A 20,901-nucleotide genomic window follows, 5' to 3' on the forward strand; every position below is an offset into this window, starting at 1 on the left:
GGACCTGAATAGGGACGAAAATCGGTGAACGCCAACCAAAAGTACTCTGGCGGGCTGGTCATGGAACGCAATGTCGCTCGTCGAAGCTAACTCGCAAAAACCGCGAGTGGATCTTCTTCTCGCTGGATTCTAAGCGGTAAACCGCTAAGAATCCCACGGCTGATGATCAGCCCGCCGCCGCACTTTTGGTCTCCGTCCCCCGATTTTCTGGGTTCATGTCCCTTCACGACGGATTAAACATGCAACGATCATGATGCCGGTTTTAGGGCGATTATTATTTTCGTATCGTTCAGGCAATTCATTTTCATCATTTAATGGACGAGGTACTGTCAAGGTGGTTTGCACTTGGGACGGAGGCTGGCCACTGCGCCATAGTGAGAGCACTGTTAGCGACTTATCGCTTACAGTGCTCCGCAGGTCGAGATCCACTTTGTCAATGAGCGAAAGCGAATTGTCAAAGTTAGCTCGGCCGAGGACCCTCATTATGGCGCAGTGAGCCAGCCGGAGTCCCAAGGGCAAACCACCCGATTTAGCAGTGCTTTTGTAAAGTTACATTTCATGGTAAAATAGTCTGGTATATTATCGAGGAGGCAAGCCTTTTGACCGAAGAAAAGCGGCGCTTTAAAGCCGAAATTGCAGGTAAGTCGTACACCATCATCGGCCCTGGGTCGACGGCGCATTTTCAAGCGACCACGGAGTTGCTCAACCAACAACTCACCCAGATCCAAAAATTAGCGCCAGACTTATCCTTGCAAGACGCTGCGGTACTATTGGCTTTTAATGCCTTGTCCGATCAAGTCAAAGCCAAAGTAGCGCAACAGTTAGAAGAGGATAATTAATGCTATCGTTGATCGTTGTGGCCATTTTGGCGTATTGTTGTTACTCCGGCGCGCGGCGCGGGATGTGGTTACAAGGCGTCCATGTGGTGGGATATTTATTAAGTCTAGTACTGGCGCGGTTCACCTACCTGCCGTTGGGCGTCTTTATGACGCAATGGGTGCCGTATCCCAGTGCGACTGAACAAAGTAAATTTGTCTTTTTCACGCATCAAGTCGGGCTGACCTTAGACCATGCCTTTTATAATGGCGTGGCGTTTGTGTTCATGTTGATGGTCGGCTGGCTGATCACGCGGTTTGTGGCGATGTGGTTTCATGACCTGACTTATCGCAAAGCGGATGAAACCATGAGCGCAGTGATCGGTGGTGCGATGAATTTTTTGATGGGGTATTTATTTGTTTTCCTGATTTTGTACTTGCTGGCGTTGATTCCAGTGTCAGGGATTCAAGACATGTTGGCGCATTCTGGCATTGCTTCGGCGATCGTGCGCTATACCCCAGGCTTGACGCAACTATTCACGAATTTGTGGATCGTGGCGTAATGTTAATTCGACGGCAATTCACGGTGGTGACACCGGGTGTTGACGTCGATTTTTTTCGCGTTTTGGAGGAATTATGAATTCTAAAATATTAAAAACCTTGGAATACGGCAAGATTCGCTCAGCCTTGCAAGGGTTAGTGAATACTGCGGCTGGGACTGATTTAGTCGCGAAAATGCAACCAAGTAGCGACCCGGATGCGGTACAAACCGCTTTGGATGAAACCGCTGATGGGGCCTCGATTTTACGGTTAGCTGGCGGCATTCCTGTCCCGCAACTGGAAAACATCGACCCGGCTTTGCGGCGCGTGGATATCGGGGCAATGTTGAATGGTCGTGAACTGGCAGCCATTGGCCGGGTATTGAAAACCGTCAGTGCCGTTGATAAGTTTCTCAACGATTTAAACGAACGCCTAGAACTACGGCGCGTGTATGACTTGCAACAACAACTCACTGCCTTGCCTGCTTTGGAGCGACGTTTAGGCACTGCCGTCGATGAAGATGGTAGTTTGACTGATGAAGCCAGTCCAGAACTGCACGGCATTCGCCAAGCAGTGAAAAATCTTGAAGGCGAAATTCGTAGCCGGATGGAAAATTATACGCATGGCAGCTCATCCAAATATTTATCAGATCCGATCATCACCATTCGCGATGATCGGTATGTCATTCCAGTTAAAGCGGAATATCGTGGGCAATTCGGTGGCGTGGTGCATGACCAATCGGCAAGTGGTCAAACCTTGTTCATCGAACCGCAAGCCATTGTGGAAATGAACAACCGCTTGCGCCAAGCGCAACTCGAAGAACAAGCGGAAATTGAGCGCTTGTTGGCGGAGCTCACCAATGAAGTGGCACCTTACACGCGCGAGTTGCGCAATAACAACCAAGTGCTTGGGCATTTTGACTTTATCAATGCCAAAGCCCGCTATGCTAAAAACATTAAAGCGACAGAACCAGAAGTATCTGCGGAAAATCATGTGGATTTAATTGAAGCGCGGCATCCGTTGATCGATCGGCATAAAGTCGTCGCCAACACCATTACACTAGGCGCCGATTACCAAGCCATCGTGGTGACGGGACCAAACACTGGCGGGAAAACCATTACCCTTAAAACCCTCGGCTTGTTGCAATTAATGGGCCAATCCGGGTTATTTATCCCAGCCGAGGCAGGCTCCGTGATCGGGGTTTACTCCAATGTCTTTGCGGATATTGGGGATGAACAATCGATCGAACAAAGCTTGTCGACGTTTAGTGCGCACATGAAAACCATTGTTGAAATTCTCGATGCGATGGATGACCATGCGCTGATTTTATTTGATGAACTCGGCGCTGGGACGGATCCGCAAGAAGGGGCCGCGTTGGCGATTGCCATTTTGGATGCAGTTGGGGCTGCTGGCGCGCAAGTCGTCGCGTCAACCCACTATCCAGAATTGAAACTCTACGGCTACAACACGCCAGGCACTATTAATGCGTCGATGGAATTTGATGCCGCCACGTTGCAGCCGACATATCGCTTGTTGATCGGGGTGCCTGGGCGTTCCAATGCTTTTGACATTTCGCAGCGTTTAGGCTTGGATCCAACGATTGTCACGGCAGCCAAGTCGTTGATCGCCGATGACTCTCATGAACTCAACAACATGATCTCCGACTTGGAAGCTCAGCGTAAAGCCGCAGAAACTGAATACTTGGAAACCCGACACCAGCTCAAAGAAGCGCAAGACTTGCATGATCAATTGCAAAAGGCTTACGAAGAATTTTTCCAAGAACGTGAGCGCCAAATGGATGCAGCCAAAGATCGTGCCAATGAAATTGTCGACAAAGCCCAAACCAAGGCGGGAAAAATCGTCAAGAATCTGCGGCAAATGCAGTTGCAATCCGGCACGAACGTTAAAGAAAATCAGTTGATCGAAGCCACCACAGAACTGAAGAACTTGCATCAAGAAAAGGCCAAGCCGAAAAACCGCATTTTACGCCAAGCCAAAAACAAGCAAGCCTTACATCGCGGCGACACGGTAAAAGTCTTAGCTTATGACCAAACTGGTGAATTGTTGAAGCAAGTTGACGACAAACATTGGGAAGTGCAAGTCGGCATCATGCGCATGACTTTGGCGACTAACGAAATCGAAAAAGTCCAACCAGAGAAATCGCAAACGCCTAAACGCCGCGTGACGGTGGTCAAAGGCGCAACTGGCCCATCGACGAAGTTGGATTTACGCGGTCAACGCTATGAAGAAGCGATGACCAACTTGGATCAATATATCGACGCAGCCTTGTTAGCTGGTTATGCGCAAGTCACCATTGTGCACGGGTTAGGCACTGGTGCGATTCGCAACGGGGTCACCCAATACTTGCAACGCAACCGTCAAGTCAAGAAGTTCGGCTTTGCACCGCAAAATGCCGGTGGGTCAGGCGCGACCATCGTCCAGTTTAAATAATTGTGGCAAGTTGACCGTTTAATAGTAGAAAAAAGCTTCGCCCGCTATTGGGTCCTGCAAGATCAATGATTTGAGGGAATGACAGCACAAATCAATTGTATCCAAGGTAATGGCATTTTCTGGGTCAACGTGGTATGATTAAGTTACGAAAAGTAAGAGGAGGCAAACACAATGGTAGAAGCTGTTACGGATCAAAACTTTGAAACTGTGACTGGCACCGGTGTGACGCTCACTGATTTTTGGGCGACCTGGTGTGGTCCTTGTCGGATGCAAAGCCCAGTGGTAGAATCTTTGGCGAACGATCGCCAAGATGTGAAGTTTGTGAAGATGGATGTCGACGCAAACCCAAACACCCCACAAAGCTTTGGCATCATGGCAATCCCAACCTTGCTGGTGAAAAAAGACGGCAACGTGGTTGAAAAAATCGTTGGTTACCATACCAAAGATCAACTCAACGAGATCCTCAACAAGTACACCGCATAGGCACTTGCTGATTGAAAAGTCGAGATCAAAGTCTCGGCTTTTCGTTTGCCTAATTTTTTTGAAATCGGTAACAAAAAGTACTTGACATTAGTTTTTGGAGACGCTATCATGAGGACGATATCCATGAGGAGTGAGTGGCTTAGCGCAGGTCACCCGTACCACTTCGCGACGGGCGGAAGTGCCCGCTAAACTGTGAAGACAATCCCGTAGCGACTGGGCTTAACTGTCGAGCGCCGCTAGATCTTCAGTTCCAGAGTGCCGGCATAGAAGGGTCCCCGTTGTGGACTCAAACCAAGCAACCGCCGGGAGATTTGCCCTCACGGTAACGTGGGAAGCCAGTCGACGCCTGTGCGCGAAAGGCAGTGCAAAGCCTATTAGCGACCAAAGGGTTAAGGCCTAAGAAGCCAAGGCTCGCAGAAACGTACTTGAATTGTGAGAAAACTGTATAAACGTAATCAAATCGGCGTCAAAGCCGCAAATCCACGAAATGGACACCTGTTTCGTGGATTTGTTGTGCCTTTACGCAAAAAATAACCTAGACTGTGATGTCTAGGCCAAACTTATTTACAGTTCCGCTAAACTGATATGACTTTCAGTTTTAGGTTGGGGCGTTTTTTCATCGATCACAGCGGTTAAAGTGATCGTTTTTTTATGCCGATCAACGGTTTCGTGCGCTTCCACGACGCAGCCGAGTTCTTGTTGCAAGCTTTGGGCCAAAAACCCTGCTTCAATACGAAAGTCTGGCGCTTCAAAGTTGGCGATGCGGGTTTCAACAGTCGTGCCGCTTAAGGTGTACATGCGCTGATGGCGCTTGCTGGTGGCTGGTGTCAAAATGCCAAAGCCAACGCGCGCAAACAATTCGGTTAAATCATCTTCGACGACGGGTAAGCGGCGCGCCAACGAGCGGCCGGCCCAATATGTAATACTTTCAGTTTCTTGGCCCAACAAATCAGGGAGTAATAAGTCGCGCAACATCAACTGACCGAATAATGGTCCAGTCGCAGACAGGTTTAACAAATCTTTATAGCTATTGGCCATGAGGCGCCTCCTAATTTTGCGCTATGCGCTGTCTGTTCTATTATAGCCAAAACGCCGCTATCATGCGACTTGAATTTTTTTAGGGTGTATAATGTAGATTCAAGAAGGGAGCGCACTTATGAATAAGCAACCGATCGGATTTATCGATTCCGGCGTTGGTGGACTGACCGTGGTCATTGAGGCACTGCGGCAGCTTCCCAACGAAAACATTATTTTTTTAGGCGACCAAGCCCGCTTGCCTTATGGGCCCCGGCCGGCTTCGCAAGTTCGCGCCTTCACCTGGCAAATGGTCAACTTTTTACTCGCTAAGCATATTAAAATGTTGGTGATCGCCTGCAACACAGCCACCGCGGCTGCCTTAGATGATTTGCGCGCCAAGTTGTCGATCCCAGTCGTCGGCGTCATTTTACCAGGTAGTCGCGCAGCGTTGCGTTCCACCAAAAATGGGCATATCGGCGTCATTGCAACCGAAGGCACGGTGAAGTCAGATGCCTATGCCAAAGCCATCCGCTCCAAAGATTCACGTGCCAAAGTGACCAGCATGGCGCAACCGAAATTTGTCCCAGTCGTCGAATCTAACGAAGCCCATTCAGCGGTCGCCAAAAAAGTGGTCGCAGAAGGCTTACAGCCGATGAAGCGCTTGGGCATCGACACCTTGGTGATGGGCTGCACCCACTACCCACTGTTGCGCCCATTGATCCAAAATGTCATGGGGCCCAATGTCACCTTGATTGATTCAGGTGCAGAAACTGTCAGTGAAGTGTCGATGTTGTTGGACTATTTTGATTTAGCCAATACCGATAACCCAAACCCCTTGCGTGAGTATCACACCACAGGCTCCGCTTCAATGTTTGAAACTATTGCCAGCGACTGGATGGGCCAAGCCATCCATGCCGATCGCGTGACGATTTCTGATTTGCCAACCGATGTGGTCACCAGCTTGCCAACAACTGTGGTGGTTGCCTCCAAGAACGCCGGCAAAGTGCGAGAAATCGCGGTGATGTTTGATAAACTTGGTGTTGCGGTGAAATCATTGGCTGATTTTCCAGAATTGCCCAGTGTCCAAGAAACTGGGGCGACTTTTGAAGAAAATGCTCGCTTAAAGGCAGACGGCTATGCGCAGGCTTTAGAGTTGCCAGTGCTCGCCGATGACTCTGGGCTACAAGTCGACGCCTTAGACGGCATGCCAGGCGTATTCTCCGCGCGTTATGCAGGTAAGGGGCACAATGATGCGGCCAACAATGCCAAGTTGATTTCAGAATTATCAGAAGTGCCAGCGGATCAGCGGCATGCGCATTTTGTCAGCGTGTTAGCCCTTGCCCGTCCTGGCAAACCTGATGAAGATCTGGTCGTGCGCGGTCAAGTCGATGGCATGATCGTCGGGATCCCACAAGGTGACAACGGTTTTGGTTATGATCCGTATTTCTACTTACCCGCATTTGGCAAAACCATGGCGCAAATGACCCCTGATGAGAAAAATCAAGTGTCACACCGCGGCGACGCCTTGCGCAAGCTGGAAGCACGTTGGGATGGTTGGTTTAAAGGCTAGGAGGAATGATGTATGCGATTAGTTGTGGTCAGTGATACGCACGGCGATAAACAAATTTTGCGGATGATCGCCAAACAGCAACAACCTGATGCCGATGGGTATTTTTACTGCGGGGATTCAGAGTTGCCAGCAGATGATGAAATTTTTGAAACCTATCAGCCAGTGACTGGGAATATGGATTTTGATCCGGCGTTCCCGTTGACGCGTACCGCAGACTTTCCCGGGTTGAAAGTGTTCATGACGCATGGTCATCGCTTCAATGTGAATTGGACGCTGGATGTGTTGATTCAAGCGGGGCGTGAAGCGCATGCGGATCTGGTGTTGTTCGGCCACACCCATCAACTCGGTGTGGAACAACATGACCACATGATCGTGTTAAATCCGGGCTCGATTTCGCAACCGCGCGGTGAATTTGCGCCGCTACATGGCACTTATGCGACAGTCGACTTCGATGACAAAACCATCACGGTGCAATTCCATACGCGTGATGGACAAGTGGTCGACAAGCTCACGCGCACGTTTACGCGGTGATCAAAAAGCGTGTTGCTTACCTTTTTCTGGCAAGCAACACGCTTTTTAGATGCTTATTTTTCGACGTCTTGGAGCTTTTGATTATCGTCGAGTTGAGAGATGCCCATTAAATGTCGTTTTTGCAAGATCTGCATCGCGACCCATAATAATAGGAGACTTAAAATTGCAAAGCCGATCAAGAAGCCAAAGCAGTTGGCCACAGAGCCGGAGTAGATCCCGCCGGTGATCGCTTGGCGGAAGCCTAATACCGAGTAGCTCATCGGCAAGAACGGATGGATCGCATTGTAGAAGCTGTTGGTGATTTCCAATGGGAAGGTCCCACCAGCACCGCCGAGTTGCAGCATCAACATGATCATCGCCACGAACCGCCCAGGGTTATCAAAGGCCATCGACAGCATCATGACAAAATACATCGACGTGAGCGAGAAGACGATCGCTAAGGCATAGAACAACCCGACGTGATCAACAGTCAAGCCGCCGAGCATGATCAAGCTGGCTTCGATGACCGCCATGCCGATCGCCACCAAGCCACCGAGCACGACTTTAGACGCAAACCATTGCGTTGGCGTGCCATCTTTATGGGACACTTTGCGAATTGGATAAGCGAAGTTGAAGACCAACGCCCCAACATATAACGCCAAGGATAAAACGTAAGGCGCTAACGCATGCCCGTAGTTTGAGACATAGCTATAATGCTTTTGCGTGGTGTGGGTCGGTGCGGCAAACATTTTGGCCGTTTCATTGGTCAACTTAATGCCGTTGACTTGCTTGGCACCAGCAGACAAGCTCGTGGCCAAGGTCTTGGAACCGTCTTTGAGCTGGCCAGTGCCATCCGTTAACTGTTTGGACTTGTCATCTAATTGGCTAGTCCCATCCGCTAGCTGGTTAACGCCGCTAGCCAAGGCTGGGGTCTTGATGTTTAAGGTGTTCAGACCTGATGCTAATTGGTTAACGCCGCTAGCTAAAGCCGGGGTCTTCCCGTTCAAGGTGTTAAGCCCAGATGAAAGTTGGTTGACGCCACTAGCTAACGCCGGCGTCTTGCCGTTCAGGGTGTTGAGGCCAGATGACAGTTGGTTAACACCATTGGCCAAGGCTGGCGTTTTACCGTTTAAGGTGGTTAAGCCATTAGCTAATTGGTTAACGCCACCGGCTAAGGCTGGCGTTTTACCATTTAAGGTGTTGAGGCCATCAGCCAATTGGTTGACACCGTTCGTTAAGGCCGGGACTTTACCGTTGAGTTCGGTGAGGCCACCTTGCAGTTGACCGGCACCATCATCTAATTGCGCAACGCCTGCGGTCAAGGTTGGAATTTGTTGATTGATTTGGGCTAAGCCACCGTTGAGCGTCGCCGCCCCGTTGGTCAACGTCTCATTGTTTGCCAACAACTTGTCACCGCCAGCAACGGCACTGTTTAAACCAGCTGTGAAGGTTTGATAGCCTTTGTTTAACGCCGTTGCGCCAGTGGCTAAGGACTTGGCGCCTGCGGTCAATTGATCAGCGCCAGCAGTTAACTTGTTGTAATCGGTATTTTGCGTCGATAAACCAGCAGCCATCGCTTGCAAACCAGCATTCAACGTTGCCGTGCTGTTGGCTTGTTGCGTCGATAAGGTCTTGAGTTGACTCGTCAAGTCAGCGATCGCTTGATTGAGCTGGGTATCTTGGCCATATTTGGTTTTGGCCAAAAGGGTCAGTTGCGTGATATCGGCAGTAATTTTTTTGCTCGTTGCGCTCGCTTGTTCGGAGTTGGTTTTCACACCAGCTTGAATCTGGGAGATGCCGCCACGAATCGTGTTGAAGGATTGGTTGACGCCAGCAACGTAAGCACCAGCGCCTTGGTTCAAGGTATCGCTACCTTGCGCTAACTGAGCAATACTGTCGGTAATCGCCGGGGTTTTCGTTTTGGCATCGCCAGTATTGTTGGCGGTTTGCAATTGTTTCACGCCTGAAACTAAATCACTTGTCCCGCTGGTGTATTGTTGGATGCCAGTGTTGAGGTTGTTGGCGCCATCACTTAATTGGCTCACGCCTGCGGCTAACGGGGAAACGTTTTTGTTGAGTTTGGCGGTACCAGTCTTCAATGAAACGGCGCCGTTAACTAATTGCGAAGCGCCAGCAGCCAAGGGTTCAACGCCGGCTTGTAATTGTTGGCTACCATCAGTGAGCTGTTGCACACCGGAAGTCAAAGGCTTAACGCCAGCTTGCAATTGTTGGCTGCCGTTTGCGAGTTGTTGGACGCCTGAAGTCAATGGGCCAACGCCAGCTTTAAGTTGATTCCCACCGTTTGCGAGTTGTTGGACCCCTGAAGTTAACGGGCCAACGCCAGCTTTCAGTTGGTTACCCCCATTGGCAAGTTGTTGCACGCCAGAAGTTAATGGGCCAATGCCAGCTTTAAGTTGATTGCCGCCGTCTGCAAGTTGTTGCACGCCTGAGGTCAACGGCTTAACGCTGACTTTTAAGGTTTGCACACCCTTGTTGACTTTAGAAACGCCGACTGTGTATTGAGAAACCCCGTCGTCTAAAGTGGCTGTGCCATCAGACAATTGCGTGGCACCACTGGCGGCTTTAGAGAAGCCTTTGCCGACGGTTTTGATTTGGTCAAACACGGCGCTGGCATAAGCATTGGTGACGTTGGCGCGGATCTGTTTGTCGAGTTTGTCCACACCGATGCCAGAAATCACTTGCGACAAATAGTTCAGCGAGTCGTTGGTGGTGTATTTCAGTTGCATTTTCTTCGGATGTGCATCTAAAACCGTTGCGGCATTCTTGGAAAAGTTCTTGGGAATGGTGACGACGGTGTAGTACTTGTCATGCTTCAAACCGTCAGCGGCTTTGGCAGCAGAGACAAATTGCCAGCCGAGTTGGTCGTTATGTTTGAGCTTTTTGACGGTTTGCACGCCGACGTCTAACGTTTTGCCTTGGTAATCGACTGGCACGTCATTGTTGACGACTGCGACTGGCAAAGATTGCGTGTCACCATATGGATCCCATACGGATTTCAAGAAGAAGATTGCGTATAAAAAGGGGATGAACATGATCACGATCACCGACAACATAATGAGCTTGTTGTGGCGGATAAATTTGAATTCGTCTTTAATCATTTTTGAACCTCGTCTAAATAAAGTTGCAGCATTTGATGGTAGTTCACGTCGCGGTCGATGCCAGGCAGATAATTCATGATTTCAAGCACCGTAAAGCCTAAAACACTGGAGATGAACCCTTGGACGTAAGCTTCTTGGGACATGTGATGCAAGTGAACGCCAGCGACTAAGCGTTTGAGCAAATCGATGACGGCTTGCATCGATTGGACGAACGGGCTGACTTCAGCGTAGCGGTGCACGTAATACAGCAATTGCACCCGATTGCCAGTCGAATCAAAATAATCATGACTGATTTCGGCAAAACGTTTCAAGCTATCGACACCAGATAAGCCGACCAAGCCATGCGTCAATTGCGTATCGAGTTGCCCGAGAAAATCAGCGCCAAGTGCTTCGATCACGGCTTCAATATTGGGATAATAGTTGTAAAGGGATTGCGAGCGAATGTCCAAGCGCGCAGCTAAAGCTTTGAAGTTTAAATTGGCAACGCCTGATTCGCTGGCCATCATACCGGCAGTCGCGAGGACTTTTTGTTGATCCAACACGCGATGTTTGACCATGGGGACCTCCTTTTTAAATATTCACGTAAAAACATATTAATATTACAAGATATGAATATACGACGAATCGATGAAGATTACAAGCTACATCTTGAAGTTTATGAAGATTTTTTTTGGCAAGTGATGAAATTTATCGGTATGCTACCCATAGGAGGTGGGCAAAAATGATCACGACATTAACTGAAGTGAGTGCGCAACAGTTGGATGACATCATGGCGATTTGGTTGGCCAGCAATCTGGAGGCGCACAGTTTTGTGCCAGCACGTTATTGGCAGGAAAATTTTGCGATGGTTAAACAACTGATGCCACAAGCGGAACTGACCGTAGCACAAGTTGAAGGGAAAATCGTCGGTTTTGCGGGGATGCAAGACAATTATTTGGCGGGCATCTTTATCGATTCGACTTATCGTGATCGGGGATTAGGTACGCAATTACTGACGCAGTTACAAAGCCGGCATCCGGTGATCACCTTAAATGTGTTCGATCAAAACCGGCGAGCCAAACAGTTTTATCAGCGCCACGGGTTTCACTTAACACAAAAACAATTTGATGAGGAACTCGGCGTGTGGGATTGGACTATGACCAACTCGCCGGTGATTTATCAAACTGAACGCCTGGTGGTCCGGCAACTCAACCAGTCTGATCGGTCAAACTTAGCGCGCACATTGCAAGATGCACAAGCGATGTACGCTTATGCGCATGCCTTCTCAGATGACGAAGTGGATGCTTGGCTGAATAATCAACTCAGGCGTTATCGCGAAGATGGCTTTGGCCTGTGGGCAGTCGAAACCAAGGCGGGTGAGTTTATCGGCCAATGTGGCTTGACGATTCAACGCTGGCAAAATCAAGATGTGGTTGAAATCGGTTATTTGCTTCAACGCGATTACTGGCATCAAGGCTATGCGAGTGAAGCTGCTCAAGGCGCTAAGCGATATGCCTTTAATCACTTGTTGATTCCAGAAGTCTGGTCGATCATTCGCGATAATAACTGCGCGTCGATGAACGTCGCGATCCGCAATGGCATGTTGGTACGCGGCAAAATTGTGAAGCATTATTATGATATTGATATGCCACATTTTGGTTTCAGTATTCGGCGGTAATTGTGGGGTCAAGTGACATTTTTGTTCGTTGTGAACGCATACGTTAGGGCGTAAACTAACAATAGAATAAAAAATCAGTGAGACTTTGGGAGGCAACACCATGGCAAAAAAGGCTAGTGATGCGATCGTTTCACAAACAGGGAACCATTTTTACGGGGCGGGTGGGCTCGTCGCGATTCCGGCGTTTTTCAGCAATTACGTGAACTTTACTGGGCGCAGTACCCGGCGGGAGTTCTGGTGGTGGACGCTGTGGCAAACATTGTTGACGATTATTTTTTGGGCGATCGTGATCGGCTTCGTTGGCTTTGGCACCGTGGGCAAAGATCCCACGATTTTGTTCACGGCATTGCTTGGCCCAATTTTGATTGCCTTATTGTTTGGTTTGGCGATTTTATTGCCGGGTTTGGCCATTGCCGTGCGTCGGTTTCGTGATGCTGGGGTACACTGGGGCGTGTTTGTGGTGTTACAAGTCGCGGCGGCTTTGGTGCCGGTGGTATTAAATGGGCACACCACGCTATCATCTCTGATTACCTTAGCCATCGGTTTGGTGACGCTAGTGATCGAGATCTTGCCGACGAAAAATCCACCAGTCGACGACACGGATTCATGGGCAGAACAATGAAAAGTGCGCTGACGATTTTGGCTGGTGCTACGCTTGCATATGTTTGGCGTTATGTTTGGACTGGACCAAATGGCTTCTTGCGACGGGTATTGGCGATGTTGGTCGTCGTGGTTGGGTTGGGATGTTTTGCCTTAGCTGGTGTCATGGTGTGGTCCTTAATGCGCAGTGCTGCATTGAACGGTGCCATGATTGCTTTTGTGGTGTTGTTTGTGGTCGTTGGCGTGAGCTTGTTCGTGACAGCTAGGCGTGCATTCAAAAAGGAGTCACTATGAAAACTGAGTGGGTGAATCGCTTTGGGGTAGCAATTGGGATCATTGTTGCTATCTTGATCTATGTGTTCATTGTCGATTCGTTGCATTGGTATGGCTGGTTAGTCGAAATCGGTTGGTTGATCCTTTTACAATTATTTTTTGATCAACGAATTCGCCATAAAAAGCGCTTATTGACCAAAATGTGGGCCTTGGCTGAGCAACTTGGCTACGGAGACGCTGAGATCGCGGAATTAACGCCGAAGTATGGGCGCATAGATTGGCAGTTGGCGCACACCGATAATTTTCAATTTCAGCCCAGTGATGTGGTGATCGCGCAAGTGACTGACCAACTTGAAAAGGATTTGGAGGCGCGCGCATGAAATGGACGCCAGCTTTACAACAGGAATATTTGAAGAAAGTGCGCTGGTTTTTGGTGTTTGCCATCGGCTTCTTCGTGTTGCTGTTGATTTCGGTTTGGCTACATCGCTGGCTGGTGATCATTCCAAGTTTCGCAATGTTTAGCTTGTTCGGTTACGAGTGGTGGAAAATTCGTGAAACGATTTTGGGGAGAAAATAAAATATGGAATATCAAACATTAGGCAGTGGCACGTTTCCGTTAGTGACGATCAGTTTAAATCGCGGCGATAGTGTGCAAATCGAATCCGGCGCGATGGTTTATCATAACGGCGGTGTCGAATTATCTGGGCGGATGAATGCCAATGGGTCCAAAGGCCTCGGTGGGATGTTGAAAGCCGCAGCGCGCAGTATGACCAGTGGCGAAAGTTTTTTCATCACGACGGCTAGTGGGACGCAGCAAGGCGGGGAACTCGGGATTGCCCCTGGTAATCCTGGCGCGATTCAAGCGCTGGATTTGCATGATGATTCACAGTGGTGCTTGAACACTGGCGCCTTTTTAGCTGGGGATGCGGGCACCAGTTACCAAATGATTCGCCAACATGTTGGCAAAGCCTTGTTCGGCGGCACTGGTGGGCTATTTGTGATGCAAACCAGCGGCACTGGCACGATGCTTGTCAGTGCATATGGAGATCTTTTGGCGATCGACCTTGATGGCAGCCATGATTATCTGATCGACAATACCCACGTGGTGGCTTGGCAAACGAGTTTGCAATATTCAATTGAAGTGGCGAGCGGTACCTTTGGCTTTACCACTGGCGAAGGCTTGGTCAACCGGTTTACTGGGCGCGGGCGGGTTTACATTCAAACCCGCAATATCGAAGCGTTAGCGAATATGGTTTCCCCGTACATTGCCACGAAACAGAGCTAGCTTATGGAGAAAAAGCGCACGATTCCTTGGAAAAATATCTTCGGTGTCGTTGGAATTTTATTTTTCGTGATGGCGGCGGCTTGTTACTTGTTGTTGAATCAAACCATGTTAGGCGTCGCCGCAGCGTTGGTTGGGGCGATGTTCATTGACTTTGCGATGTTTCCAGACGCCAAACGCACGACTTGGCAAAAACTCCGGTGGCCGGCAATTATCATGGTCGCGTTGATTTGGACTGGCTTTGCTTCGTTTGGTCGACATACTTATGCAGGGGTTGTTACCAAAGTGACACGCGTGGAAGAACGCCATAATGGGTATCACTATGAAGTGACGCTTCAAAGCGGCAAAGACACTTACCAATTTGAAGACTCTGTGAACATGCTGGTCGGTAAATCGCACTACTTACATTTGCACGTCAGCGATAAGCGTGTGAAGGTGACCACCAGTGGCGTCCTGCCCAATAATCCGGTGATTCAACAAAACATATTATCTGTGAAATAACAAATGCCGATCACTCAGTTATCAGAGTGGTCGGCATTTTACGTCGTTAGGCGGCACGATGATGATGTTTTTTGAAGTAGATCAAGACGATGATTACCAAGTAGATGACGCCAATCCCTAGTGAGATTCGAGTTTCAGGATTCAGGATCATGAAGACCAACGTTAACGCTAAGAAAGCCAGCGTTAAGTAGTTGGTGTAAGGCGCGCCTGGCATTTTGAAAGGATGTTGTGCCATTTTATCGGCGTGGACTTTGCGGAACTGGGTTTCAGACACTAAGATCACGACCCAAGGCACCATGCCGGGTAACACGGAACTGGAGTAAACCATCACGAAAACATTGCCAGCCGCTGGTGCAATCAATGGCAACAACGCATTGAGCAAAACGCCCAACCCGATGCCCAAACCGACTAACAACACGGGATACAATGGCACGCCATGACGGTTGAGGAGCTTGAATTTCTTCGGTAACTGCTTTTCTTCAGCTAGGGTGTAAAGCATCCGACTGGCCGAATAAATGCCAGAGTTGGCACCGGATAATGCGGCAGTGATCACCACGAAGTTGATCAAGGCAGCGGCAAAGGTGATGCCAATTTTAGAGAAAGTTTGCACAAACGGTGAGCCGATGGCAGACAATTGATTCCAAGGATAAATCGATACGATCACAAAAATGGCGCCAACGTAGAAAATCAAGATCCGGCCAACGGTGTCTTTGACGGCTTTGACAATAGTCGGGCGCGGATTTTCCGCTTCGCCAGCTGTGATGCCGAGCAATTCGACCCCTTGATAAGAACCTAGCACGATCGCTAAGGCAAAGAAGAAACCTTTAACGCCGCCAGTGAAGAAGCCACCATGCGTCCATAAATTCGAAATCCCGACTGGCTTGCCACCGTGCCCGATCCCGAAAATAATAACGCCGAGTCCGGCAACGATCATTAAAATTATCGTCACCACTTTGATCAAGGCGAACCAAAATTCCATTTCGCCAAACATGCGCACGGAGATCAAGTTCGCGCAGACTAAAGTGGTGATGGCGATCAGTCCAGGCAACCAACCAGGGAGGTTTGGCCACCAGAATTTAAAGTATTCACCGATCGCGATCATTTCGGACATCCCGACCACCACGAATTGGAAAACATTGCTCCAAGCGGTGAGGTAGCCAAAGACTGGATGCATGTATTCGCTGGCAAATTTGGCAAAACTACCAGTGGCGGGATCAACGTATAACATTTCCCCTAAGGCGCGCATGATCAAATATAAGAAAATACCGGCGATACCATATGCCAATAAGACTGATGGACCGGTCCATTTAATTGTAGAGGTCGCGCCCATGAACAGGCCGACACCGATTGTGCCACCTAAAGCAATCATTTGCATGTGGCGGGCAGAGAGTTTTCGCTGCATAAATTCAAGACTCACTTTCGTTAACGAGAGAAAAACAACGTTCACCATTTTACGCTCATAATTCACGTTTGGCAAACACGTGTCACACCACGTAGACAAATTAAAAATGGTGGCGTTTTCGCGTGAACACGGGTATTCTTATCGTAGAATACGCTCACGAAAGGACCCATATATGACTAACGTTTTAGGAACAAAATATCCCTTGATTCAAGGCGCCCTCGCTCAGATTTCAACGCCACAATTGGTGATTGCCGTGGCCAAGGCTGGCGGTCTAGGCGTGTTGACCACAGCCGGGCTCACAACTGAACAACTTGCTGAACAAATCGACGAAATTCGTGCAGGCACCGATCAACCTTTTGCTGTGAATTTGATGTTGCAACAGCCCAACATTGTCGACATGGTGACTTACTTGTTAGCCCATCCTGTGCCAGCTGTGACCACCAGTGCTGGTTCGCCGAAGCGCTTTGCTCAACAGTTGCAAGCCATCGGGACTAAAGTGATCGCCGTGATCCCAAATGTAAAAGTCGCGCAAAAAATGGCTGCATTAGGCGTGGATGCCTTAGTCGCAGAAGGCATGGAGTCAGGCGGGCACATCGGTACGCAAACCACGCTGTCCTTAGTGCAACAAGTGATCAATGCTGTTGACCTACCAGTGTTTGCAGCTGGTGGGATCATCGATGCGAAATCAGTTCTTGCGATGCAAGCCCTTGGTGCCGTTGGCGTGCAAGTCGGCACCGCGTTCTTAACTGCTGAAGAAACACCAATTTCTGATGCGTACAAACAAGCGGTGATTCAAGCAGGCGACACCAGTACTGTGGTCACGGGACATGCGTTAGGCGATGCGGTGCGCTGTTTGCAAAATTCATTGACTGCAAAGTACTTTGAAGCCGAAGCCAGTGGTGCCGATGCGAAAGTATTGCATGGCCTGTTGGATGGTAGCTTAGGCCGGGCGATTGCCGGCGACGTTGAACACGGGACGTTGATGGCTGGACAAATTGCGGGGATGGTTTCGCGCATTGAACCAGTGGCTTCAATTGTTCACCGATTATTCCCAAATTAAGTCCAGGGTCGGATTAAAGTTTTCACAGTGTGCATGCTATAATGTTCTCACTAGGAGGTGGCGTTCATGGCAGGTAACAATAATTATCGCAAGTTAGAGCGCTCGCGGACCAACAGTGTGATCGCCGGCGTTTGTGGCGGCTTAGGAGAATATTTTGGCATTGATCCTGTGATTTTTCGGATCATTTTCGCCGTGGTCTTTTTCGGGTATGGCACCGGATTGGGCATTTACATCGTGTTGTATTTCTTGATGCCATTAGCGCCAAAGTCGACGCCACACTTTGAAGAAGAACCGCATGACGAAGAAGATTATCACGATGATGACGAGTGGTCTGATTTTTAAAGGTGTTTGCGCATGAAAATTGTCAGTTGCGTTCCACCAGAAGAAAAATCACCAGATTGGCCTTTATTTCAACTGCTGGCGACCAATGGCGCGATTCCCAGTGTTGAATTTGAAGCGATCGTGATTCGTGACCGCAACGATATCTTGCGAATTCCCAATGCCCAAGTCAGATTCGAAGCTGTGCATGACGGGCTAGACGGTTTTCCAATCGTATTAGTCGACGGTGTGATCAAAACTCGCGGTCGTTTGTTGACCGGGGCAGAATATGAAGACTTGATCGACGGCTTGTCGATTCAAGGCGCCTAACAAAAAGCGATCAGCTACGGCTGGTCGCTTTTGTGATTTAAAATTGCAAGTCATGATGTTTGCCAGTGAGTTGTTTCATGAGCCAAATCCCGATTAATAAGCAGACAGTGACAACCAATAACAAGCTGGCAACCTCTGGCACATTCCAGCCGACATGAGAAACCGTGACCTCGTTCATGCCAGAGATGGTGTCAAACCCAGAATGCGCGATGATCGTAAACCACAAATTGTGGGTATACATGAATAATCCTGCGAACGTAAAACCAATGACGGCGGCGTATCCGACTTGAATCAAGATTTGAATCCAGTCAGGGTTAGCAACATAATTAGTCAAATGTAACAAGCCAAATCCAATGCCACTGGTGATGGCAGTCCACCAGTAAGGCGAACAACGACTTGGTGTTTTCGACCATAACCAAAATAAAATCGGGCCACGACTGGTGGCTTCTTCAAGTAATCCGACGCATAAACTGTTAACGAGTGCGGTCGCAAACAACCCCCAATGAAGATTGGGGGTAACCAGATTCAAGCTGATGATCATCAACACAATCAGCGCAGCTTTGCTGACATGTTGCGGACGCTTAAACAATGGTAGATGTAACCACCATCGCGATAACGCCAAAAGGGTGAGTGCACAACTTAACTTCATCAGGTTATTTGCGGTGTTGGCACTTAAATTTGCCTGCCACGTGATCGCAAATACGGTCAGGTTGGTTGCCAGATACCCCAATAAATACGTCGCCAGCACTTTTACCCCAAAGTGTGGCACTGGTTGCCAGTTTTTCATCGATGAATCCTCCGCCACCATTATCGCACAATATTCGCGCAGGTAAATAAAAAACTTCCCGTCGATGAGAGACGAGAAGCTGCTTTGAATTAAATTTCTTTCAGCGCGTTTAAAATGGCTTGCGTGGCAGTGTCAGGCGTTAAGTTGAATTCTTTGAGCAACGCGTCACGAGTTTCGTTATGGTTGAAACGACGTTGGGCGCCTAAAGTTAGCACATTGACATCTGTTGGGCCGTAGTAAGCCGCGATTTTTTGCCCGAAGCCCCCGTCTAGCGTGCCTTCTTCCATGGTGACCACTAACTTGTGGAAACCACGAAGCTGATCCAAGGCTTCAGGATCTAAGGTGTTGGTGCTACGTGGATCGATCAAAGTGGCATCGATGCCTTGGGCGGATAATTTGCCTAAGACAGTTTCTGCCAGTGGCCGCATGGAACCCAGGCCCATTAAAGCGATTTGGGTGCCATGATGGAGGATGTGCATTTTTGTTGGGGCAAAATCTGGTGCTAAGGGATCAGAGTGCACGCCGTTGCTTGGCACGCGAATGGCAACTGGGCCATCAGTTTGCGCCAAGGCCCAGTCGAGTTGCGCGATTAAATCTTCTTTCGTGGTTGGCGCCAGATAGGTCAAGTTTGGAATATTGGCTAATTCAGCTTGATCTAAATCACCTTGGTGGGTGGGATCACCGCCAGAGATCCGGCCGCCGTTGATCAACATCACGACTGGCAAGGAATTGATACCTAAATCGTGAGACAGTTGATCATAGGCGCGTTGCAAGAAGGTAGCAGAGTGGAAGACGACCGGGCGTAAACCGCCTTTGGCCATCCCGGCAGCTAAAGTGATGGATTCTTGTTCGGCAATGCCGACATCGATATAGCGCTTCGGATACTTGGCGGCCCAGTCTTTCAAATGAAAACCACCAGGGACGGCCGCGTTCATGGCATAAATCGGGACGCCATGTTGGACATGTTCATCTAAATCAGCCAAAATCAGATCCCAGTAGTTTTCCCCAGTTGAAACATGTTTCGGTGAGCCATCAGGTAAATTGAATGGGACATGCCAGTGCCAGGCTTCTTCATTTTCAAGCGCAGGTTTAAAACCGCGCCCTTTTTGCGTGTTGATGTGTAATACCAAAGGATGGTCGATATCTTTGACGGCTTCAAAGGCGTCGATCAAACTTTGAATGTCATTGCCATCGGCGACATAGCGATAATCTAAACCGAGGGCTTTGAACAAGTTGTTGGATGCTTCGCCGTTAGTTTTGCGCAATTCGGCCAGGTTTTGGTAAATGCCACCGTGGTTTTCAGCGATACTCCATTGGTTATCATTGACCACGATCAACAATTGGCGATTCAACACCGCGGCGTTGTCTAACGCTTCATAAGCTAACCCACCAGACATGGAGCCATCCCCGATCACGGCAGTAATGTGATCATGGGTGTTTTGATCATCGCGAGCCAACGCCAACCCAGACGCTAAGCCGACACTAGTTGAGGTATGCCCAATGGTGAAAAAGTCATGTTCTGATTCACGGGGTTCGGTAAATCCTGAGACATCATGGTAATGATCAGGATCAAGCCAAGCCTGTTTGCGACCAGTTAAAATCTTATGGGTGTAGCTTTGATGCGACACATCGAAAACAATTTTGTCGTGTGGAGAATTAAACACGCGATGCCAGGCAATGGTGAGTTCAACTGAGCCTAAATTTGGGCCGACGTGTCCGCCAGTGGTTGAAACTTTGGTCAACAAGACGTGACGAATTTCTTCGGCGAGTTGTTGGAGTTCGGCCACGCTGTGATCGCGTAAGTCTGCAGGTTGGTTAATGGTTTCTAAAATGGACATAAGCGCTCCTTCACTAATTAAATTATAGTATCTAATTTATACTTAAATTTTTAAGCGTGCAAGAACGCACCTGAAAGTGCCTTATACCCAAATAAATAACCACCGCGTTGAGGCGGTGGTCAGCTGATACCTATTTGTCTTCTTGTTCGCGATGCTTGGCGACAGTGGCTTTAGCTTTCTTGGCTAAAACGCGCTCTGGGGTCAATAACTTGTACACACCAAAGCTCAACAAGCCTGCAATGGCAGTGGCGCCAAAGACGATCGAGTAAACCGTGCCTTCAATAGTGGGCTTTGGGGTGTCGGCTTTGATTTTAGTGGCGGTGTTGCGCAATTTTTTGAATGCCATGA

The 20,901-nt window shown here is 48.9% G+C and carries 23 protein-coding genes and 1 pseudogene; 17 read left to right on the top strand and 7 right to left on the bottom strand.

Features of this window, described 5'->3' with window-relative positions; all coding sequences use genetic code 11:
* Positions 1–599: 599 nt before the first annotated feature.
* The 4 genes from FD01_RS05270 (at position 600) to trxA (ending at position 4,289) form a co-directional block, all read left to right on the top strand.
* Positions 600–839, top strand: coding sequence for a cell division protein ZapA (locus tag FD01_RS05270; RefSeq protein WP_056963019.1), 240 nt, complete (start codon positions 600–602; stop codon positions 837–839).
* Positions 839–1,378 (top strand): CvpA family protein, encoded by a 540-nt coding sequence (locus FD01_RS05275; RefSeq protein ID WP_056963022.1) that lies wholly within the window; start codon positions 839–841, stop codon positions 1,376–1,378. The genes FD01_RS05270 and FD01_RS05275 overlap by 1 nt, the downstream gene beginning before the upstream one ends.
* Before the next feature lie 73 nt (positions 1,379–1,451).
* Positions 1,452–3,806, top strand: coding sequence for an endonuclease MutS2 (locus FD01_RS05280; protein ID WP_056963023.1), 2,355 nt, complete (start codon positions 1,452–1,454; stop codon positions 3,804–3,806).
* Positions 3,807–3,977: 171 nt separating this feature from the next.
* Entirely contained in the window at positions 3,978–4,289 is a 312-nt protein-coding gene (gene trxA / locus FD01_RS05285; RefSeq protein ID WP_056963025.1) for a thioredoxin, read from the top strand.
* 564 nt (positions 4,290–4,853) lie between these two features.
* Here the strand turns inward: trxA and FD01_RS05290 are convergent.
* Positions 4,854–5,327 carry a DUF2507 domain-containing protein gene (locus tag FD01_RS05290; protein ID WP_056963027.1) on the bottom strand — a complete coding sequence of 158 codons (474 nt, stop codon included), beginning with the start codon at positions 5,325–5,327 and terminating at the stop codon, positions 4,854–4,856.
* Positions 5,328–5,445: 118 nt separating this feature from the next.
* On the opposite strand from FD01_RS05290, the gene racE reads away from it, so the two are divergent.
* Positions 5,446–6,876: a glutamate racemase gene (gene racE / locus FD01_RS05295; RefSeq protein ID WP_056963029.1), complete on the top strand. Its 1,431-nt coding sequence runs from the start codon at positions 5,446–5,448 to the stop codon at positions 6,874–6,876.
* Between the two features lie 12 nt (positions 6,877–6,888).
* A complete protein-coding gene (locus tag FD01_RS05300; RefSeq protein ID WP_054714269.1) occupies positions 6,889–7,407 on the top strand; it encodes a YfcE family phosphodiesterase in 519 nt (172 codons plus the stop codon).
* Between the two features lie 53 nt (positions 7,408–7,460).
* On the opposite strand, the gene FD01_RS05305 is transcribed toward FD01_RS05300, so the two are convergent.
* Both FD01_RS05305 and FD01_RS05310 read right to left on the bottom strand, forming a co-directional pair.
* The gene (locus tag FD01_RS05305) at positions 7,461–10,505 is read right to left on the bottom strand and encodes a YhgE/Pip domain-containing protein (protein WP_056963031.1); all 3,045 of its coding nucleotides are present in this window, start codon (positions 10,503–10,505) and stop codon (positions 7,461–7,463) included.
* Entirely contained in the window at positions 10,502–11,062 is a 561-nt protein-coding gene (locus FD01_RS05310; RefSeq protein WP_054714272.1) for a TetR/AcrR family transcriptional regulator, read from the bottom strand. Before FD01_RS05310 ends, FD01_RS05305 begins: the two co-directional genes overlap by 4 nt.
* 212 nt (positions 11,063–11,274) lie before the next feature.
* On the opposite strand from FD01_RS05310, the pseudogene FD01_RS16550 reads away from it, so the two are divergent.
* The 8 genes and pseudogenes from FD01_RS16550 to FD01_RS05350 form a co-directional block, all read left to right on the top strand.
* Positions 11,275–11,631 (top strand): annotated as a pseudogene (locus tag FD01_RS16550) (GNAT family N-acetyltransferase); the annotation flags it as partial.
* Between the two features lie 9 nt (positions 11,632–11,640).
* A complete protein-coding gene (locus FD01_RS16555) occupies positions 11,641–12,162 on the top strand; it encodes a GNAT family N-acetyltransferase (protein ID WP_054714330.1) in 522 nt (173 codons plus the stop codon).
* Between the two features lie 100 nt (positions 12,163–12,262).
* Positions 12,263–12,784 (top strand): DUF805 domain-containing protein, encoded by a 522-nt coding sequence (locus FD01_RS05325; protein WP_054714274.1) that lies wholly within the window; start codon positions 12,263–12,265, stop codon positions 12,782–12,784.
* Positions 12,781–13,056 carry a hypothetical protein gene (locus FD01_RS05330; RefSeq protein WP_054714277.1) on the top strand — a complete coding sequence of 92 codons (276 nt, stop codon included), beginning with the start codon at positions 12,781–12,783 and terminating at the stop codon, positions 13,054–13,056. The genes FD01_RS05325 and FD01_RS05330 overlap by 4 nt, the downstream gene beginning before the upstream one ends.
* Positions 13,053–13,415 (top strand): hypothetical protein, encoded by a 363-nt coding sequence (locus tag FD01_RS05335; RefSeq protein ID WP_056963035.1) that lies wholly within the window; start codon positions 13,053–13,055, stop codon positions 13,413–13,415. Before FD01_RS05330 ends, FD01_RS05335 begins: the two co-directional genes overlap by 4 nt.
* Positions 13,412–13,612, top strand: coding sequence for a hypothetical protein (locus FD01_RS05340; protein WP_054714283.1), 201 nt, complete (start codon positions 13,412–13,414; stop codon positions 13,610–13,612). Before FD01_RS05335 ends, FD01_RS05340 begins: the two co-directional genes overlap by 4 nt.
* A gap of 3 nt (positions 13,613–13,615) precedes the next feature.
* Positions 13,616–14,320: a TIGR00266 family protein gene (locus FD01_RS05345; RefSeq protein WP_056963036.1), complete on the top strand. Its 705-nt coding sequence runs from the start codon at positions 13,616–13,618 to the stop codon at positions 14,318–14,320.
* A gap of 3 nt (positions 14,321–14,323) precedes the next feature.
* On the top strand, positions 14,324–14,818 hold the full coding sequence (locus FD01_RS05350) for a hypothetical protein (RefSeq protein WP_054714286.1): 495 nt from the start codon (positions 14,324–14,326) through the stop codon (positions 14,816–14,818).
* A 46-nt stretch (positions 14,819–14,864) separates the two neighbouring features.
* On the opposite strand, the gene FD01_RS05355 is transcribed toward FD01_RS05350, so the two are convergent.
* Complete coding sequence (locus tag FD01_RS05355; RefSeq protein ID WP_056963068.1) at positions 14,865–16,220, bottom strand: amino acid permease; 1,356 nt, start codon at positions 16,218–16,220, stop codon at positions 14,865–14,867.
* A gap of 172 nt (positions 16,221–16,392) precedes the next feature.
* Here FD01_RS05355 and FD01_RS05360 point away from each other — a divergent pair, with 172 nt between their 5' ends.
* The 3 genes from FD01_RS05360 to FD01_RS05370 all read left to right on the top strand — a co-directional run bounded on the left by FD01_RS05360 (position 16,393) and on the right by FD01_RS05370 (position 17,928).
* Positions 16,393–17,280 (top strand): NAD(P)H-dependent flavin oxidoreductase, encoded by an 888-nt coding sequence (locus FD01_RS05360; RefSeq protein WP_056963039.1) that lies wholly within the window; start codon positions 16,393–16,395, stop codon positions 17,278–17,280.
* A 66-nt stretch (positions 17,281–17,346) separates the two neighbouring features.
* A complete protein-coding gene (locus tag FD01_RS05365) occupies positions 17,347–17,622 on the top strand; it encodes a PspC domain-containing protein (protein WP_082611690.1) in 276 nt (91 codons plus the stop codon).
* Between the two features lie 12 nt (positions 17,623–17,634).
* Positions 17,635–17,928 carry a hypothetical protein gene (locus tag FD01_RS05370; RefSeq protein WP_054714289.1) on the top strand — a complete coding sequence of 98 codons (294 nt, stop codon included), beginning with the start codon at positions 17,635–17,637 and terminating at the stop codon, positions 17,926–17,928.
* 37 nt (positions 17,929–17,965) lie between these two features.
* Here FD01_RS05370 and FD01_RS05375 read toward each other — a convergent pair whose 3' ends face one another.
* From FD01_RS05375 to FD01_RS05385, 3 genes are all read right to left on the bottom strand, one after another.
* On the bottom strand, positions 17,966–18,715 hold the full coding sequence (locus FD01_RS05375) for a CPBP family intramembrane glutamic endopeptidase (protein ID WP_054714291.1): 750 nt from the start codon (positions 18,713–18,715) through the stop codon (positions 17,966–17,968).
* An 89-nt stretch (positions 18,716–18,804) separates the two neighbouring features.
* Positions 18,805–20,553: a 1-deoxy-D-xylulose-5-phosphate synthase gene (locus tag FD01_RS05380; RefSeq protein WP_056963041.1), complete on the bottom strand. Its 1,749-nt coding sequence runs from the start codon at positions 20,551–20,553 to the stop codon at positions 18,805–18,807.
* Between the two features lie 130 nt (positions 20,554–20,683).
* A complete protein-coding gene (locus FD01_RS05385; protein WP_056963043.1) occupies positions 20,684–20,899 on the bottom strand; it encodes a hypothetical protein in 216 nt (71 codons plus the stop codon).
* Positions 20,900–20,901: the final 2 nt, after the last annotated feature.

Source organism: Lacticaseibacillus manihotivorans DSM 13343 = JCM 12514 (genome assembly GCF_001435035.1).
Classification (GTDB): Bacteria; Bacillota; Bacilli; order Lactobacillales; family Lactobacillaceae; genus Lacticaseibacillus; species Lacticaseibacillus manihotivorans.

What these genes read in the sequence shown, in the direction of transcription:
- FD01_RS05275 (WP_056963022.1), top strand. Translation starts at nt 839, where the DNA reads ATGCTATCGTTGATCGTTGTGGCCATTTTGGCGTATTGTTGTTACTCC.
- FD01_RS05280 (WP_056963023.1), top strand. Translation starts at nt 1,452, where the DNA reads ATGAATTCTAAAATATTAAAAACCTTGGAATACGGCAAGATTCGCTCA.
- trxA (WP_056963025.1), top strand. Translation starts at nt 3,978, where the DNA reads ATGGTAGAAGCTGTTACGGATCAAAACTTTGAAACTGTGACTGGCACC.
- FD01_RS05290 (WP_056963027.1), bottom strand. Translation starts at nt 5,327, where the DNA reads ATGGCCAATAGCTATAAAGATTTGTTAAACCTGTCTGCGACTGGACCA.
- racE (WP_056963029.1), top strand. Translation starts at nt 5,446, where the DNA reads ATGAATAAGCAACCGATCGGATTTATCGATTCCGGCGTTGGTGGACTG.
- FD01_RS05300 (WP_054714269.1), top strand. Translation starts at nt 6,889, where the DNA reads ATGCGATTAGTTGTGGTCAGTGATACGCACGGCGATAAACAAATTTTG.
- FD01_RS05305 (WP_056963031.1), bottom strand. Translation starts at nt 10,505, where the DNA reads ATGATTAAAGACGAATTCAAATTTATCCGCCACAACAAGCTCATTATG.
- FD01_RS05310 (WP_054714272.1), bottom strand. Translation starts at nt 11,062, where the DNA reads ATGGTCAAACATCGCGTGTTGGATCAACAAAAAGTCCTCGCGACTGCC.
- FD01_RS16555 (WP_054714330.1), top strand. Translation starts at nt 11,641, where the DNA reads ATGACCAACTCGCCGGTGATTTATCAAACTGAACGCCTGGTGGTCCGG.
- FD01_RS05325 (WP_054714274.1), top strand. Translation starts at nt 12,263, where the DNA reads ATGGCAAAAAAGGCTAGTGATGCGATCGTTTCACAAACAGGGAACCAT.
- FD01_RS05330 (WP_054714277.1), top strand. Translation starts at nt 12,781, where the DNA reads ATGAAAAGTGCGCTGACGATTTTGGCTGGTGCTACGCTTGCATATGTT.
- FD01_RS05335 (WP_056963035.1), top strand. Translation starts at nt 13,053, where the DNA reads ATGAAAACTGAGTGGGTGAATCGCTTTGGGGTAGCAATTGGGATCATT.
- FD01_RS05340 (WP_054714283.1), top strand. Translation starts at nt 13,412, where the DNA reads ATGAAATGGACGCCAGCTTTACAACAGGAATATTTGAAGAAAGTGCGC.
- FD01_RS05345 (WP_056963036.1), top strand. Translation starts at nt 13,616, where the DNA reads ATGGAATATCAAACATTAGGCAGTGGCACGTTTCCGTTAGTGACGATC.
- FD01_RS05350 (WP_054714286.1), top strand. Translation starts at nt 14,324, where the DNA reads ATGGAGAAAAAGCGCACGATTCCTTGGAAAAATATCTTCGGTGTCGTT.
- FD01_RS05355 (WP_056963068.1), bottom strand. Translation starts at nt 16,220, where the DNA reads ATGCAGCGAAAACTCTCTGCCCGCCACATGCAAATGATTGCTTTAGGT.
- FD01_RS05360 (WP_056963039.1), top strand. Translation starts at nt 16,393, where the DNA reads ATGACTAACGTTTTAGGAACAAAATATCCCTTGATTCAAGGCGCCCTC.
- FD01_RS05365 (WP_082611690.1), top strand. Translation starts at nt 17,347, where the DNA reads ATGGCAGGTAACAATAATTATCGCAAGTTAGAGCGCTCGCGGACCAAC.
- FD01_RS05370 (WP_054714289.1), top strand. Translation starts at nt 17,635, where the DNA reads ATGAAAATTGTCAGTTGCGTTCCACCAGAAGAAAAATCACCAGATTGG.
- FD01_RS05375 (WP_054714291.1), bottom strand. Translation starts at nt 18,715, where the DNA reads ATGAAAAACTGGCAACCAGTGCCACACTTTGGGGTAAAAGTGCTGGCG.
- FD01_RS05380 (WP_056963041.1), bottom strand. Translation starts at nt 20,553, where the DNA reads ATGTCCATTTTAGAAACCATTAACCAACCTGCAGACTTACGCGATCAC.
- FD01_RS05385 (WP_056963043.1), bottom strand. Translation starts at nt 20,899, where the DNA reads ATGGCATTCAAAAAATTGCGCAACACCGCCACTAAAATCAAAGCCGAC.